Annotated in this window: 18 protein-coding genes; 9 read left to right on the plus strand and 9 right to left on the minus strand. The window is 60.3% G+C overall.

Annotated elements, in window-relative coordinates; translation table 11 throughout:
- Positions 1 to 501: 501 nt before the first annotated feature.
- On the plus strand, positions 502 to 1,908 hold the full coding sequence (cysS, locus tag H1204_RS38980; RefSeq protein ID WP_180733987.1) for a cysteine--tRNA ligase: 1,407 nt from the start codon (positions 502 to 504) through the stop codon (positions 1,906 to 1,908).
- 98 nt (positions 1,909 to 2,006) lie between these two features.
- Here cysS and H1204_RS38985 read toward each other — a convergent pair whose 3' ends face one another.
- Positions 2,007 to 2,357, minus strand: a complete 351-nt coding sequence (locus tag H1204_RS38985) for a BON domain-containing protein (RefSeq protein ID WP_180735192.1) — start codon at positions 2,355 to 2,357, stop codon at positions 2,007 to 2,009.
- A gap of 286 nt (positions 2,358 to 2,643) precedes the next feature.
- Here H1204_RS38985 and H1204_RS38990 point away from each other — a divergent pair, with 286 nt between their 5' ends.
- From H1204_RS38990 to H1204_RS39000, 3 genes are read left to right on the plus strand one after another with little or no spacing between them, the layout of a single operon-like run.
- Entirely contained in the window at positions 2,644 to 4,065 is a 1,422-nt protein-coding gene (locus H1204_RS38990; protein WP_180733988.1) for an MmgE/PrpD family protein, read from the plus strand.
- 31 nt (positions 4,066 to 4,096) lie between these two features.
- The gene (locus H1204_RS38995) at positions 4,097 to 4,552 is read left to right on the plus strand and encodes a hypothetical protein (RefSeq protein WP_243468863.1); all 456 of its coding nucleotides are present in this window, start codon (positions 4,097 to 4,099) and stop codon (positions 4,550 to 4,552) included.
- A 4-nt stretch (positions 4,553 to 4,556) separates the two neighbouring features.
- Positions 4,557 to 5,303, plus strand: a complete 747-nt coding sequence (locus H1204_RS39000) for a glucose 1-dehydrogenase (protein WP_180733989.1) — start codon at positions 4,557 to 4,559, stop codon at positions 5,301 to 5,303.
- 201 nt (positions 5,304 to 5,504) lie between these two features.
- Here H1204_RS39000 and H1204_RS39005 read toward each other — a convergent pair whose 3' ends face one another.
- Positions 5,505 to 5,813, minus strand: coding sequence for a DUF4148 domain-containing protein (locus tag H1204_RS39005; RefSeq protein WP_180733990.1), 309 nt, complete (start codon positions 5,811 to 5,813; stop codon positions 5,505 to 5,507).
- Between the two features lie 525 nt (positions 5,814 to 6,338).
- Here H1204_RS39005 and H1204_RS39010 point away from each other — a divergent pair.
- Both H1204_RS39010 and H1204_RS39015 read left to right on the plus strand, forming a co-directional pair.
- Entirely contained in the window at positions 6,339 to 7,586 is a 1,248-nt protein-coding gene (locus H1204_RS39010; protein WP_180733991.1) for a Zn-dependent hydrolase, read from the plus strand.
- A gap of 92 nt (positions 7,587 to 7,678) precedes the next feature.
- Positions 7,679 to 8,164 (plus strand): RidA family protein, encoded by a 486-nt coding sequence (locus H1204_RS39015; RefSeq protein ID WP_180733992.1) that lies wholly within the window; start codon positions 7,679 to 7,681, stop codon positions 8,162 to 8,164.
- Positions 8,165 to 8,200: 36 nt separating this feature from the next.
- On the opposite strand, the gene H1204_RS39020 is transcribed toward H1204_RS39015, so the two are convergent.
- From H1204_RS39020 to H1204_RS39050, 7 genes are all read right to left on the minus strand, one after another.
- Positions 8,201 to 8,416: a hypothetical protein gene (locus tag H1204_RS39020; RefSeq protein WP_180733993.1), complete on the minus strand. Its 216-nt coding sequence runs from the start codon at positions 8,414 to 8,416 to the stop codon at positions 8,201 to 8,203.
- A 9-nt stretch (positions 8,417 to 8,425) separates the two neighbouring features.
- A complete protein-coding gene (locus H1204_RS39025; protein WP_180733994.1) occupies positions 8,426 to 9,427 on the minus strand; it encodes a dienelactone hydrolase in 1,002 nt (333 codons plus the stop codon).
- A gap of 48 nt (positions 9,428 to 9,475) precedes the next feature.
- The gene (locus tag H1204_RS39030; protein WP_243468864.1) at positions 9,476 to 10,864 is read right to left on the minus strand and encodes an MlaD family protein; all 1,389 of its coding nucleotides are present in this window, start codon (positions 10,862 to 10,864) and stop codon (positions 9,476 to 9,478) included.
- Between the two features lie 283 nt (positions 10,865 to 11,147).
- Positions 11,148 to 11,396 (minus strand): hypothetical protein, encoded by a 249-nt coding sequence (locus tag H1204_RS39035; protein ID WP_180733995.1) that lies wholly within the window; start codon positions 11,394 to 11,396, stop codon positions 11,148 to 11,150.
- A gap of 94 nt (positions 11,397 to 11,490) precedes the next feature.
- Entirely contained in the window at positions 11,491 to 12,075 is a 585-nt protein-coding gene (locus tag H1204_RS51925) for an IS630 family transposase (RefSeq protein WP_243468616.1), read from the minus strand.
- Positions 12,003 to 12,548, minus strand: a complete 546-nt coding sequence (locus H1204_RS39045; RefSeq protein WP_243468474.1) for a winged helix-turn-helix domain-containing protein — start codon at positions 12,546 to 12,548, stop codon at positions 12,003 to 12,005. The genes H1204_RS51925 and H1204_RS39045 overlap by 73 nt, the downstream gene beginning before the upstream one ends.
- A 61-nt stretch (positions 12,549 to 12,609) precedes the next feature.
- Positions 12,610 to 13,272 carry a DUF3313 domain-containing protein gene (locus H1204_RS39050; protein ID WP_180733996.1) on the minus strand — a complete coding sequence of 221 codons (663 nt, stop codon included), beginning with the start codon at positions 13,270 to 13,272 and terminating at the stop codon, positions 12,610 to 12,612.
- Positions 13,273 to 13,543: 271 nt separating this feature from the next.
- Here H1204_RS39050 and H1204_RS39055 point away from each other — a divergent pair, with 271 nt between their 5' ends.
- From H1204_RS39055 to H1204_RS39065, 3 genes are all read left to right on the plus strand, one after another.
- Positions 13,544 to 14,140 carry a TetR/AcrR family transcriptional regulator gene (locus H1204_RS39055; protein WP_180733997.1) on the plus strand — a complete coding sequence of 199 codons (597 nt, stop codon included), beginning with the start codon at positions 13,544 to 13,546 and terminating at the stop codon, positions 14,138 to 14,140.
- Positions 14,141 to 14,302: 162 nt separating this feature from the next.
- Entirely contained in the window at positions 14,303 to 14,728 is a 426-nt protein-coding gene (locus H1204_RS39060; RefSeq protein ID WP_180733998.1) for a CopG family transcriptional regulator, read from the plus strand.
- A 44-nt stretch (positions 14,729 to 14,772) separates the two neighbouring features.
- Entirely contained in the window at positions 14,773 to 15,849 is a 1,077-nt protein-coding gene (locus H1204_RS39065) for a PHB depolymerase family esterase (protein WP_180733999.1), read from the plus strand.
- The last annotated feature ends 64 nt before the right edge of the window (positions 15,850 to 15,913 follow it).

The raw sequence follows: 15,913 nt of genomic DNA on the forward strand, positions 1-15,913 counted from the left end.
TCGCTTTTATGCCGGCGCTGAATAGCGGCGCTGCGTTATACACCTCCACTGCATGCGCGCCATCTGGCACCAATACATCCGTAGCGCGGCGGTACGGCGGTCGAAGCGCACCGTCTCCATTCGCCTCCCACCTGCACCGGCAAAGCCCAGAAAATGGGGATCGATAATTTAATCGATAGGTATCCGAACGATAATGATCGCCGCGAATCCAGGAGCCGTCCAACGCCGTGAATTCCAATGATCGGTCGTTCGCAAGTCGTCACCGGGAGCAGCCATTCGACGGTATTGACCTGCGCAGCCAACAGACGTTACGATTCCTGTCATGTCTAGTCACGCCAAACTCCTCGCTTCGCTGATCCGTGCATGTTGTCAGAACATGCCGGGGGGAAGCTGCGTCTAGCAATCTAGCTATACGTTGAAGCCAACGCCTTCTGGCCGCCCGTTGCAAAACCGGCGGCCTTTCTGTTTTTGGGCCTGTACCTTTGGGGATGGAGAGACTCGATGCCGCTTGCGCTATATGACACCTGGTCGCGTACCGTGCGCCCGTTCACGCCAATCCACGCCGGTCGGGTCGGCATGTATTGCTGCGGACCCACCGTCTATGACCATGCGCATATCGGCAATCTCAGGACTTACGTGTTCGAGGACATCCTGCGCCGCGTACTGATGCGTAACGGTTTCGAGGTCCGGCACGTCGTCAATATCTCCGACGTCGGCCATCTGACTTCTGATGCGGACGAAGGCGAAGACAAGATGGAGAGAGGCAGCCAGCGCACCGGGCAATCAGCGTGGGCCATTGCCCGACGCTACACCGACGCCTTCATCGCGGACTGGCACGCCCTCCACCTGCTGGAGCCGACGGTCTGGTGCCGTGCAACCGATCACATCGCCGAACAGATCGCGTTCATTGGCGAGCTGGAACGAGCCGGCTACGTGTACCGGACGGATGACGGTCTCTACTTCGACACCAGTAAGCAGGACGATTACGGCTATCTCGCGCGGCTAGACCACGCAGGTTTGCACGCGGGGAAGCGGGTCGCGCTCGGCGCGAAGAAGAACCTCACGGACTTTGCCTTGTGGAAATTCAGTCCCACCGACGTCAGGCGGCAGATGGAGTGGGAGAGCCCATGGGGTCGCGGCTTTCCTGGTTGGCATATCGAGTGCTCGGCCATGTCCGCGAAATGCCTCGGCACATGGTTTGATATCCATTGCGGCGGCGAGGACCATATCGCCGTGCATCACAACAACGAGATTGCGCAGACGGAAGCGGCATACGGCACACGCCTTGCGAACTTCTGGATGCACGGACACTTTCTGACGCTCGATATGAACACGAAGATGTCAAAGTCGAGCGGGGATTTCATTCGTCTTCAGACCTTGCAAAGTCGAAGCATCGATCCGCTCGCCTACCGTTATCTGTGCCTGACAGCCCATTACCGGAGCAAATTGCGCTTCAGCTGGGCGTCTCTCGATGGCGCTCAGACGGCATTGAACCGGCTGCGCCATCTCTATTCGACCTGGCCGGAGGCCGGCAGTGTCCATCCGGAATTCGCCGTCCGCTTCGACGCTGAGGTGAACGAGGACCTGAATCTGCCGAGGGCACTTGCCGTACTTTGGGATCTCACCAGGAGTCACCTGCCACCCGCGACTCTGAGAGCAACCGTGGACAGCTTTGATACGGTACTTGGTCTCGGTTTGCACGAATGGAGACCTGTCGTGTCGGATATTCCGGAGGACGTTCGCGTATTACTCAGCGAACGTGAGCGTGCTCGATCTGGAAAGGATTGGGAAAGAGCCGATCACATACGGGCAGCGTTAAGCGCGCGAGGCTGGAGAGTCGAGGACAGCAAAGAAGGCCAACGCCTGGTCGGAACCACGCCGGACCAGGCACAAGTCGGGGGCGGTTGATCACTGCATGGTCGGTGATCTGCACGTCCGCTTCGGATACGTTCCACCCGCCGCTCAGGATCGATCGCGGGCGGCTGGTGTTTTCCGGCCAAGGTGCGTCATTGCGGCCTGAGGTGCAGATCGTTGCTCACGGATTGCGCCCCCGGGACGCCTCGCGCCACGGCAAGCGCGCTCTGAATCTGTACTTCTGAATCCACGTAGCCCGACAACTGCACGACGCCTCGATACGTCGCGACGCTGATCGGCAACGATCTCAGCCCCGAGTCCGCGACGAGCGCCTGCTTCACCCGGGCGGCGAGCGCAGCGTCGTCAGTGGCGATCTGCCCCGGTGCGGTCGCAGTCGCAGTCGACGTCGCCGTCGAATGACAGCCGTTGATGAATACAGACGCGGACAACGCGAACGCCGTGACGATCAGCAACCGGCCTTTGCCGTATCGCGCGTTTCGCATGTTGGCTATGACGGCCTGATTCGTGCACGACGAGCGTCGTGCGGGGTGGATTCGCAGACTCCACATGTGCGCCCTCCTGAGCCCACCATGATAGTGCAGAGTGGCGGACTTTGACTGCGCCGGCCCGGCAAAGCCGCAATAATTTGACGGAAGCGACGATCGGAAGATTGCCTTAAATAAACCGGCGGCAACCCGATCCCCGATCAGGCACTAGCTATAATGCAACATTGACTCGTTGCTATGTCCCGAATAGTCCGCGCGAGGCGGTACTGGGAGGTAATCGTTCATGGTCACGCCAACGCACGACCCCAACGTGCAGCCAACCGCGGCGCAGACATTCGGCCGTTTCTGCGCCGGCCTCGAATATGACGCGCTGCCACCCGTCGTGGTCGAGCGCGCCAAGCATTTCTTCATCGACTACATTGCCATCGCGCTGCACGGTTCGACTCTGGATTCGAGCCGACCCGTTCGCATGATGGCTGCTGCGCGGCCGATCCCGGGTGGCGCAACGCTGCTCGGCCGCCCCGACACGGTACACGCGGCCTGGGCCGCATTGGCCAACGGAATGGCCGCGCACAGCATGGAACTGGATGACACATTTCTTCCAGGCTCGATCCATAACGAGTCGTTCGTCTTTTCCCCGGCACTGGCGTTAGCGGAAGAGCGGGGCGCCAGCGGAAAACGCTTCATCACTGCCGTCGTCGCTGGATTTGAGGTTGCCTGCCGTGTCGCCGCCGCCCTTAAGCCGGCAGTGACGAACGCACGCGGCTTCCATCCTACGGGCACCACGGGCGCGCTCGGCGCGGCCGCTACCGCCGCCACGCTCCTCGGGCTGGATTCGACGCAGGCTACGAATGCACTCGGGGTTGCATGTAGCCAGGCGGCGGGGTTGCTCGAATTCGTCACCGACGGGGCCTGGACGAAGCGCTTTCACGGCGGCTGGGCCTCGCATGCGGGCATGGTCGCCGCGGAACTGGCGCAGTACGGGATCACGGCGCCGCCTACCTCCATCGAAGGCAAATACGGCTACCTGCATGCTTATTCCGGCGATCCGTTGCTGCAGGCGCTGTCGGTGGGCGAAGGTGAGAGGCTTGCCATTGCGCAGACGGCGATGAAGTACTACCCCTGCAACTACTATATCCAGTCGATCAACGATTCCGTGCTGCAGCTTGCCGTGCGGGCGGACCTTCCTCTTGAAGCGATCGAAAGCATCGTCGTTTATACGGTGCAGGCGGCAATACCGCTGGTATGCGAACCAATCGAGCAGAAGCGCCGCCCCAAGCTGATGATTGACGCGCAGTTCAGCGTGCCGTTCAACGTCGCCCTCGGCCTTGTCAAGAGACGCGTCTCTTTCGTGGATTTCACGCCGGCAGCATTCGCCAACCCCGCGATCGAGCGCCTGATGGATAAGGTGACGTGCCACGTCGATCCGGTGCTGGACGCACAGTATCCGCAGGCATGGCCTGCACGTGTCGAAGTCAGACTCGCCGACGGTCGCACGCTCGTTGCTGCCACCCAGTATGCCAAGGGCGATCCACGGAATCCGCTGTGCCTCGACGAGGTGATCGCCAAGCATCGCAGCATCGTCGCCGGTGTCGTAGACGAGCGCACCGACGATGCGATCCTCGACTTCATTTTGAGTCTTGAAACACGATCGGACTTTGGTGAACTGACGCGCATCTTGAGCAAGGTTGTGCTGACTGGTTGAATGGTTGTCGAAGAGCAGTATCGAGGACATCGTGACCGACGGCTGCATCCTGGACTTTGATGGGATTCATGCGGGTATTGCCGGGTCGTCCACATGCGTTCGTTTCATAGCAAAAGGAGAAACGATGGAATGCATCGAGATCTACACCGGCGGCGACGGACACTCGCTATTCAGGCACATCGAGGCTTTTGAGGTTAGCCCAGTGTATTTCAAAGGCATTACGGTGTCGTTGTCTTCGCCGCAAGCATGCGAGAGCGTACTTCTGCACGAGTTCAACAGCGACTATTTCCTTGGTTGGCACAATCCACCGTCCAGGCAATATGTGGTTGTGCTCGCAGGGGAGCTCGAAATTGTCGTGGCAAGCAGTGAGACTGCGCAGCGCTTCGCGGCGGGCGCTGTTTTCATTGCAGGTGATTTGCACGGTAAAGGCCACACGACGCGCGCGATTCAGGCGGGCCGCGCACTAGTCGTCAATTTGCGAGGATGAGGCGATGCTACTCAAGCATGCTTTGGCTGTGGTGACAGGCGGCAGCAGTGGCATTGGCTTCGCAACTGCCGAACGATTCATATCCGAGGGCGCGCGCGTCGTGATCAGCGGGCGTAATGCTGACAAACTGGGTCAGGCTGCGAAGAAGCTCGGCGAAAACGCTTTGGCTGTCGTCGCAGATGCCGCAAGCCCGAAAGACATGCAAAGGCTATACGAGAGCGCAGTTGGCCATTTTCAACGCGATGTAAACGTGGTGGTCGCGAATGCCGGTATTTCCCGGCAAACACCCGTGCGCGAGACTTCATGGGAGGAATTCTCCGACGTGCTCAACGTCAATGTCGGCGCAGTCTACGCGACGGTACGCGAGTCGCTGCCGTTTCTCGCTCGACCTGCATCGATCATCCTTGTTGCGTCGCTTGCGGCCAATCAGGGCACGAAAAATTTCTCCGCGTATTGTGCGTCGAAAGCGGCGGTGGTTTCGCTCGCCAAGAGCTTTGCTGCCGAGTTCGTCGAGCACGATATACGTGTCAACAGCATTTCACCCGGCGTTGCGGATACGCCGATCTTCGATACATTGGGAATATCCAAGGCGCAACTGCTGCAATGGTCGAATGTCATTCCGATGAAGCGGCCTGCCAAGCCCGATGAAATTGCGGCGGCCATCCTCTTTCTCGCGTCGGATGCATCGCGGTATATGACGGGCGCCGATCTGGCAGTAGACGGGGGGATGTCAGGGATCAGCCCGTTCTGATGGTGCTCACGCAAGCTTTCGGGGTGATGCGCGCACGGTTCTGATCGGGTCTCAGCGAGTCAAAAAAGGCGCACAGACCTTTGAGGTCTGTGCGAAGCCGTCGAGAGGGACCTCGACGGCGGAGGTGATTTAGAACAACTCGGGCTTGCTATCAGTTCGGCAACGACGGCAGGCCCGTTTCCTTATCAGCTCGCGTGCATGTTACGGACGGTTGTACATCGCGTCCCAGTCCGCCTTCGAGACGGCCGCGTGTCCCGCGCCGAACGATCCGCTCGTGACGCCACCGATGCCTGTCGCATTGTTCTGCGCAGCGACCTTCGCTTCGGCTGCCTGAATCTCTTCCGGATAAGTGGTGTTGTCGCCATCGCCGGGATGATACCCAGCCTTCTCGAGTTGAACGAGTTCGGCGCGTACCTGTGCACGGGTGATGGGTTGGTTCGACTGCGCGAATGCGGCTACGGGGGCAGCAAGGGCAGCGGCAATAACAACGGCTTGGATCAGAGACTTCATGATAGTTACCTCCAGTATTTGGTTCGGTCTTCAAACAATCCCGTTTGCGATCCGTTGAATGCAGTGTAGGTATCCACCAGAGCGAGATTAAGGTGGATAACTGGAAAGCATTGTTGTTGGGTCTGTGTGCGCGCGTCTGTCGAACGAGCCAAGGACACTCACGATTCGCCTGGACCGGCGGCTCTCGCCCAGTGGGCGAAGGCCCGCAAAGTTGTGAACGCACGAGGCAATACCGCAGTCATTGGCGATTTATTCCCGACGGGCAAAACTGTTGTGCCGGCAAAAGAGGCGCCGGCGTGGCCGCCGTTCAGGGCGATGACTCAACAATGCAGACGCAGATCGTGCGGCCAACAGTCCGAACCAGACGGCGTTTCGCATCGGCGTGCATCACCTCTTCTGACACGTACTCACGCTAACGCATGCGAACGCTAGTGGCCCGCGCGTGAGGACATCATCTGCCACGAGTTCATTCGGTTGATGCGAAAATCGTGCTTTGCTCACCGACTCATGTTTCGGAGGACTCGCGTGCACGACTTCCCGCGCATCAATCCCGTTCGCCTGCTCGACGATCTCAAGACCTTGCGCAGCTTTGGCGCCAATGGACCCGGCGTGGTGCGCCTGTCGCTCTCACCGGTCGATATGGCGGCGCGTCGCTGGCTCGCGGGGCGCATGACGGATGCCGGGCTGGATGCAACGATCGATGGCGTCGGGACGGTGTTCGGGCGCTCGCGCAAGTCCGGCCCGGCGCTGGTTATCGGCTCGCACACCGATACGCAGCCGACTGGCGGCTGGCTGGATGGCGCGCTCGGCGTGATTTATGGCCTCGAAATCGCACGCGCCCTTGACGAATGCGCTGCGACCCGCGACTTCGCGGTAGATGTTGGATCGTGGATCGACGAAGAGGGCACGTTTTCGAGTTTTCTTGGCAGTCGCAGTTTCGTCGGCGATGCGATCGATGCGTCGCTACAGCACGCGCGCAATCGTGACGGCGTGTTGCTCGGCGATGCGCTCACACAGGCGGGCGTGGCAAATGTGCCGCGCGTGGTGCTCGATCGCGCGAGGCAACGCGCGTATCTCGAACCGCATATCGAGCAGGGCGGCCGGCTGGAAGCATCCGGGAAGTCGATCGGCGTGGTGACGACGATTGTCGGCATCCGCGAGTTTCAGTTGCGCTTCACCGGGCAGCGGAATCACGCGGGCACGACGCCGATTTCCATCCGACGGGATGCGGGCGCGGCGCTGGTTGCGTTCATCGCGCGTATTGACGCTGTGTTTGGCCGGCTGGCGGACGCGGATACGGTGTGGACTGTCGGCCGGATCGATCTCGATCCGGGTTCGTTCAGTGTGGTGCCGGGCAAGGCCGATATGTACTTGCAGTTCCGTGACGGTAAGCCCGAGCGGCTGCATGCGATGGAAAGCGCGCTTGCTGCGCTAGTGGATGAGTGGAATGTGCAGCATGCCGTGCAGGTTGAACTGATACCTTGCGATGGTCCAGAGGAGCCTGTCGTGATGGATACGGCGTTGCAGCAGCATATTGCGCAAGCGGCCGAGGCAGTCGCGCCGGGTCAGTGGATTCGCATGCCGAGCGGTGCGTCCCACGATGCGCAGGTGATCGCGCATCACATTCCCGCTTGCATGCTTTTCGTGCCGAGCATCGGCGGCGTCAGTCACGATTTCATCGAGGATACCGCCGAGGCGCATATCGTACTCGGGTGTGAGGTGGCAGCGCGTGCAGCGGCGGGGATCGTGGAGGCGTTGCGGGGTTCAGCTTAATGGCTGATGCCTTCGGCGGTACGAACAACGCTTGGGCTTGAAGAACCGGCCGTCAGCACCTAACGTGCTCTTTACGACCTTAGGAGACGGCGATGGCCAAAATCGAAGCGAAGTTGGCGGAAATGGGATTGATATTGCCGCAGCCACTACAAATGCCGGCCAATGTCCAGATGTCATTGCCCTTTGCATGGGTACGCGTGAGCGGCAAGCGGGCATTCGTCTCAGGACATGTGCCGCTGAGCGCGGACGGCACAATCGCACAACCCATTGGCAAAGTCGGCGCCGAAGTCTCGCGAGACGAAGGTTATTTTGCTGCGCGCCGCGTGGCGCTTGCTCATTTGGCGAGTCTCCAGCGAGCGCTGGGCGACCTGGATCGTATTACAGCATGGCTGCGCGTTCTGGCAATGATCAATGTCGCGCCTGGCTTCGACCAGATGCCACGTATCGCAAATGGCTTCTCGGATCTTATTCTTGAGCTATTTGGCCCAGACATCGGGACACACGCGCGCTCCGCAGTCGGCATGGCGTTGCCTTTTGGGGTGCCCGTCGAATGTGAAGCGGAGGTTGAGATCGACTGATCGCACGGTTGGAAGCCAAAGCCGCCGTCTGCATCGTCAGAAAAAATGCGCGATCAGCAGTCCCTCGGTGATGACGCCGAGAATCGTGCTGACCAGGATCGTCGCGGTGGCGTCGCGCGTGTAGGTATTGCTCTCGTTGTACGCATCGCTGTGCTTGCGTAACGTGTTCGATAGCCCCGTGTAAGCGGCACTTGCGAGCAGCGCACACTGGGAAGCAAACGAAGAGAGACCAACTGCTTTACATAGGGCCAACAGGAAGACTCAGCGCAACTCCTTAAGGAAGAAATCGACCACATCTGCATTGAACTGCTCGTGGAAAGCAGCGCGATCGAAGCCCGGCAAGCTATTGCAAAGGGCGGGCATTTTGCGAGCAAGGCGCGCGTCGCAGGGCGGCAGAAAGTCGTAGTGTCCTGCGTTCGCGATAACGTGATACTCCGGCGGATCGGGCAGGTCAGCGCGCACCGCCTCTTCATAGTATGGGTCCGGCTGATGACGGTCATCGGCGGCTCGCCACAGTTGGACGGGGACGCGCACGCCGCTCAAGCCCGCGCGTCCAAACGCAAATCCGAAAGCGGGAGCGGCAATCACGGCGGCCTTGATTCGAGAGTCTCGCACCCACACGCTGGCCGGCACAGCCGCGCCCTGGTCGGGATCGACGCTGGCCCGCGCCAACGCGCTGCACAGGTCGTGGTCCGGGTGGGCGTGACAATATGGAGCGATCTCGGACAGGTTCGGCACGCCACCGACCATCACGAGCACGGTGAAGCCGCCATTGGAGAAGCCGAATGCGCCGACGCGCGCCTTGTCCAGATGCTGATGATCGATCCACTCGTCGAGCATGTAGTCCACCAACCGGTGCAGTTGAACGGGACGACGCCATAGCTCCAGAACGCGGCTCTGATCGTCGAACGTGTCACCCGCATGGCTCACCGCCGCTGCCACGAAGCCGGCGTGGGCCAGCGCGATGGCAGTGTCGTAATGGCTGTCGTACCAGCCACCGCCGCCGTGGGACATCACGACTAATGGCAACCCGCGGCCTGCGATGGGCGCATCTCGTGCGACGGTCTGCGTGACATTGCCGACGGTCTGCTCGACTGCCGCAGCGTTCGTCGGATACCAGATTCCAACCGTCAATGGTGGTTCTGTGCCATTGTCGACCTTGACTTCCGCAAAGCCGACGTTGGCAGCAAATGCTGGCGCAGCAAGCAGACCGAAAACGACAGCAACCACGGCAAATAGCCTCACGACAGCAATCTCCCTCATCGCGTTGTTCGCGCCGCGCGCAGTCGCAACTTCCCTGACCTGATTGAATCAGTTGCGGTCCGGCTTACCCCACAAAAGGGACTCCGGATGCCGTTGCAGATACTCGGACAGTGATCCAAGACTGGCAAGCGTTCGACGCAATTCGTTCAGTGCCTGATGGACATCGGATTCAAGCGGAGAATCCTTCGCAAGGGTAGCGTTTGCCGCGTCGAATGAACGCTGCGCAGCTTCCAGCGCCGCCCGGGTCTCGGGGACCAGTTCGCGATCGACCTGCTGGAACAGCGACGCCGAGTTCCGGAGAGCCCTGTCGAGATTGCGTCCGATCTCATCGAAAGGCACATCGTCGAGTTTTTTCACGATGCTGGCAAGCTGGTCCTGAAGTTCTTCGAGTGTATTGGGTACCGTCGGCAGTTCGACAGGCGTTCGCTGTGTATCGATTCTGACCGCGCGAGCATGCGGAAAGAAGTCGAGTGCGACGTATCGCTGGCCGGTCAACACACTGCCCGTACGCAATTGTCCGCGTAGCCCGTCAGCAACCAGTTGATGCAACAGACGTCTGCCCTCGGCACCGTCGCCGTTTCCGAGCGCTTCGCGGTAGCGTCTTCCGAGCCGCGACGCGTAAAGGTCGAGTGTAGCGACCATGTCGACTTTAGCGGTTCGAACATCAATGTCGACATCGATGGCCGTGACCTGACCCAGTTCAACACCGTGGAAATCCACCGGTGCGCCGATCGACAAGCCACGCAACGACTGTCCGAATCTCATGAGTACGCGTGCGGCCGGACCATCCTCCGCTTTTCGCCCGGCCTCCGTCCGTGTTGCGGAAAGTGCGAACGACATGTCGTCCGATGCCGGAAATTGCGTCGTTGCGGGGCCAACGGTATCGAACGCGACGCCTCCGGAGAGGATCGACGCGACCGACTGGGTGTCCAGTTGCAACCCGTTGGAATCAAAGCGCAAGTCGATTCCGCTTGCGTGCCACCAGCGGGTATTCGAGGTGACGTACTGGTCATAAGGCGCGTTGACGAAGACATCGACAACTACCTCCGCGCCATCCTTCGAGAGCGAATATCCGAGAACCTGACCGGCCTGAACGCGGCGGAAAAGGACGGGCGAGCCAGGTGTCAGCGACCCCAGAGAGCTTGTGTGAAGCACAAAGCGTTTTCCCTTCTGATCGGATGTCACGGAGGGCGGCATTTCCAGGCCCACGAAGTCTTTGCAAACGTTGGACCTGCGCCCCATATCGGCAGCGAGATACGATCCTGAAATGGCCGTTGTGAGTCCGGAAATACCTGTCATGCCGATGCGCGGACGTACCACCCAGTATTGCGTATCACATGCCGCAAAAGCTTTTGCGGAGTCGTCCAGTTGCACGTCGACAAGAACCCGTGTGCGGTCGGCGGTGAGATGCAGGCCGGTGAGCGTGCCGATTTCCACATCCCGGTATCGCACGCGCGTTTTTTCCCGCTTCGAGTCCCTCAGCGCTCGTGAAGCTGATCCTGATGTGAGGTCCGCGTTGCACAACGGACGCAATGAGTAGCGCGCCGCAGATGAGCAGCGCGGCGATAGGGATGAGCCATACAGCCGACGGCCGGCGCCGGCTGTTCATCAGAGCGTTCCAGTGACCACGTCGCACAGCCGCCTGCCGAACCGGCGAACGATGGCTGCGCACGCTTTGAACCGGCGACGGAGGCGCTTCACCGTTGCCCGATCGCCGTGACTAGTGAACGTTCGCATGCGAGTCGATGACCAGCGCGATGTACACAAGCGCAGCGAACACGCCCGCCAGCGTCCCGAGCACATCCCTATCGCCGGCACCGCGCGTGAAGTGAACCGGTAGTCCCACCACGAAGTAGGTGACCGCGAATACGATCACGACCATCAACGGCGGCGGTGTCGTCATGACGAGGTCGGCCACGGCATGCATCATCGCGAAGCCGCCAGGTTGTGAGAGATCGCCGGCATCCACGGATCGCTTTGTGCGTCGACACCTCGATGCGCGGCGAACACTCGTTCTCCGGCGTGGCGCATGTCGATGTGGCTCGCCGGGTGTTATTCTATTTCTAATTCAACAGTGAATTAATGATCCAAGGCCACGCGACGATGGAGCGAACCCGTTGATGGTCCAGCTCAAGGTCGCGAAGCGAGTCACACAGATGGTGTTCGAGCGCGTCGATGCTGTCGAAGACACGGTTGTGAAAGGACTTTTCCCGCAGATCGTCCCAGAGATGTTCAACTGGATTGAGCTCAGGCGAGTACGGCGGGAGCGTGAGCAGGCGCAGATTGTGGGCCAGCCTGAGCGAAGCACTCTGATGCCACCCGGCGCCATCGAGGACCATCACGATTCGGTCGTCGGGATGACGCGCGCAGACCTCATCGAGAAACAGCTGCATGCAGGCGCCATTGACGTGCGGCAGGATCAGCGAGTCGAGTGCGCCATCAGTCACGGAGACGGCGGCATAAGCGTACGTGTACTCCTGCGTCACCATCGCCTGACACAGCGGGCGAGTGGGTTTGGGGCACCAGCAACGCCGCGTGTCGGAGATGCGACCGAAGCGCGCTTCGTCCTGAAACATCAGGCGGATCGCCCCTTGGCCCGGCCACGCGCGCTCGATTTCGAGGATGACGTCGGGGAGTTTTTTTTCCAGGCGTCCTGGGCGGCCACATCGGCCTGGGGGTGTCGCTTGTCGGGTGCCAGCTTGCGCCAGCCATGACGGTGTAGCAGGTTGTAGGCGGAAGCCAGGGCAACCTTGCGCCCAAGTCGTTCGTCCAGCGCCTGCTTGATCTCGCCCACCACCAGGATGCCGCCCGCACTGGCCTTCTCGAAGAAGGGCGCAAGAAAGGCCGCCTCTTCTTCTCGCGTCATATTCTCCCGGCGGCGACCACCTGGCGTGGGGCGGTCGACCTCAGGCAGCCCGCCCGCCAGGATGAAGCGCCGGCGCAACTGACAGGCCCAGCCGACCGACACGCCAATCGCTTGCGCGGTCTGCGCGAGCGTCAGCCCGAATTCCAGCGGTAACAGTACTGCTTGTGCCTGCCGCAATTCATCTACCGTCCTGGCCTCGACCACGAGCCGCTTCGCCCTTTCGAGAACTTCACCACCACTCGCTTGACGAACCATCGCACATCCCTCAACACAAGAAAGGTGCGCTTATTATTTCACTATTGAATTAGAAATGGAATTACTTCAGTTGAGCGACGAGGGCATCCGCACCCTTGTCGATCCCCGTCTTGGCCGCGCTGAGCGATCCGAATGCAGCGGGCAGATTCATCGCGTTCGGATACTGCTTCGTCACATATGCCTTCAACAGGTGCCCATTGGAACTGTCGTACACCTCGACTGCATACGACACCGAGCCGCTGAACGCGCCCTTGCCGCCGCGGATGGCCTGCACGCCGTTATAGAGATTTCCGGCGATATCGAAGTGCATCACCTGTCCTACGAGTGCCGTGGTTTGTTCCGCGCCCGTCAGCGTGAGCTTGATGCGCAGGGTGGCAGGCGAGGGCTGTGCGGCGATTTCGAAACGCTTCGACAGTTCCGACGCGAACGTCTTGCCCATGTAGTCAGCGAGCATCGCCCTGTCGTCATCTTTCACATCTCCGAACTGGTTGTCATTGCCCCGATAGACATCGACGGGATCGACGATCACCTGGCTGTAGCGCGACCAGACGACGGGGGCCGCATACCGGTACGGCACTTTGGCGGAGTCGTCATCCCGGTTCTGCTTCAGTTGCGACGACGAGGCGATACCTGAGTACGCAACGGGCTGCACGCCAGCACAGGCCGTTAAGGCCAGCGCGGTTGCACCGGCGAAGAAAAGCGGAGTCAGTCTGAGCTTGAACATGTCGTGTTCCCTGGAGGCCGATGGAAGGTGTTGGAAGCGTGTCACGTCGGGTGAATCCCGATGTGTGGCCGAAGCGTAGCATCGCCGTTTTCAGATGTAAACCGTCTACCCGGTTTGTTTTTAAGGAAAACTCGGGCGTACAATTCAGGCTTTACCAGCATGAACGCCCGGTTTGCTTCGGATTTCAGCGGCTGGCGGTGCCGGCTACAGCCGCCGCCAGGTTCGCAACAGATGGCATGACCGGTTGATGCGACGACATCTTTACTAATCAATGGACAATCAGACCCGTTCCGAGACGACCCGCAAGAAGGCTATTGAAGCCGCATTCACAATCCTTGCGCGAGAGGGCGTGGGTGGCCTTACATTCGATTCGCTGTCGCGCGAGAGTGGCGTGAGCAAGGGTGGGCTGCTGCATCAGTTCCGCACCAAGCACGGGGTGCTGACAGCGCTGCTTGATTATCAGCGGCAACAGTTCGAACAGATCCGGCTCGACTACCTGGCGAAGGAAGCAGGGAAGAAAGCCGAACCCAATCTTTCGGCGCATATAGCCGTCTATCGTGAGTCCATCAAGCAGCCGCATTCGGTCGCGCGGGCCGTGCTGGCCGCGTTGGTCGAGAGTCCGGAACTGCTCGACGACTCTAAAGCGGCGGATGCAGACAGGATGAAAGCGCTTCAGCGCGAATCGGGCGACCTTGAGCTTTCCTTGCTTCGCTATTTCGCTGCAAGCGGCATCGCGTTCAATTCATTGCTGGGACTGGCGCCACTGCCCCAAACGATGATCAATCGTCTGTTTGACCGATTGCTTGACGACGACAGCTGGCAGTCTCAGAAGCAGCAGCCGAAAGCGCCGAAGCGGGCTGCGCGATAAGCGGTGCCCGCCTTGCAGATGGCACTGAAGCCTTGCGGAATTGATGCCTCGCAATGATCAGCCCTTGACTGCCCAGAAACTGTATCGGCCCTGAATGTTGATGTTGCGGTGCGACAAAAACCAGCCTATAACCATCCATATGGATGGTGGATGGATGGAAAAATGAAGAAGCCCGCAGCAGTCGACACGATTCGCCCCAAAGGCGGCGAATCGGAAAAAATCACGATCAACCTCGGCCCCGTCGATCTCGGACAAATCGATCTGCTCGTCGAGGAAGGCTTTTATTCGAACCGGACCGACCTGATCCGGACAGCGATTCGTAACCAGCTTGCCCTTCATGCGCAGGTGGTCCAGGTCACGGTTACCCGCCGTGCGCTTGTGCTCGGACTTCAGCACTTTTCCAGGCAGGATCTGGAAGCGCTTCGCGCTGCGCGGCAGCGACTCACCATTCAGGTGCTGGGACTCGCCAGCATTGCCACCGACGTCACGCCGGAGCTTGCGCTCGCCACGATCGAAAGCGTCACGGTGCTGGGCGCCTTTCACGCTTCGGCCGCCGTCAAGAATGCGCTCGCGGACAGAATCCACTAGCCACGCGACGCCCAACGCCTACTTCCGCTCACCGGACACATACGATGAAACTCGACGAAGGTTTCCTGAATTCAATGCGCGAAGCGATGACCCTGCTGCGTACCCGCGGTCCCGCCATAGCGACAGAAGCGATACAACGCGCGCTGCGAGGAGGCGCCGTTGATGGATTGCGGGACACGGCGCAGGTTTCTCCGTTCGCCGAGACACAAATAAGCGAGGTCACACCGCACACGGCACGAGAAGACATCAATGATGTCGAAGACCGGGGGCATTTCAGCACGCATGCGTATTCGAACGCGGCAGGCTCCCGGCAGTATCGGCTGTACGTGCCGGCGAGCGCAGCCGGCGAGCCGCTCCCACTGATTGTGATGCTGCACGGCTGCACGCAGAACGCCGACGATTTTGCCGCAGGGACGCAGATGAACGCGCTTGCCGAGCAGCATCGATGTCTTGTCGCTTATCCCGTGCAGCCGCAACAGGCCAATCCGTCGAAGTGCTGGAACTGGTTTAAGCCAGACGATCAGCATCGCGAGCATGGCGAGCCGTCATTGATCGCAGGTATCACGCGAGAGATCATCGCGGTCCACAACGTCGATCCTGCGCGCGTGTATGTGGCGGGCCTGTCTGCGGGCGGCGCGATGGCGGCGATCATGATCGCCACGTATCCTGACCTGTACGCTGCAGCGGGTGTGCATTCCGGTCTGCCCGTGGGCAGCGCGCACGATTTGCCCTCTGCGCTCGCGGCAATGAAAGGCGGCAAACGCCGCAGCGCGACCGCGCAAGCGAAGCGCGCTAAAGACTTGCCGAAACGACCCATGATCGTCTTTCACGGCGACGCGGACGCGACGGTTCACGTCGCGAATGCTGCGCAGTTGGTTCAGGGCTTCGACGCGCGAGTAGACAACAGCAGTGAAGGGCGTCGGGCCGATGCGGGGCGGCGTAGCTGTACCGTTTCGAGGCTGACTTCCCCCGATGGTATCGACGCCGAATTGTGGACCATTCATGGCGCGCCGCATGCGTGGTCAGGCGGTAATGCACGCGGCAGTTACACGGACCCAAGCGGCCCGGACGCGAGTGCTGAAATGCTGCGATTCTTTCTTGACCATCCCAAACGGGGATGAGGCGCGACCAACGCTGCTCTTTGCAGGAAGAGCAGCGTCTATCTTCTGCGTCCTTTCAACCTCT

The organism is Paraburkholderia sp. PGU19 (assembly GCF_013426915.1).
GTDB lineage: Bacteria > Pseudomonadota > Gammaproteobacteria > Burkholderiales > Burkholderiaceae > Paraburkholderia.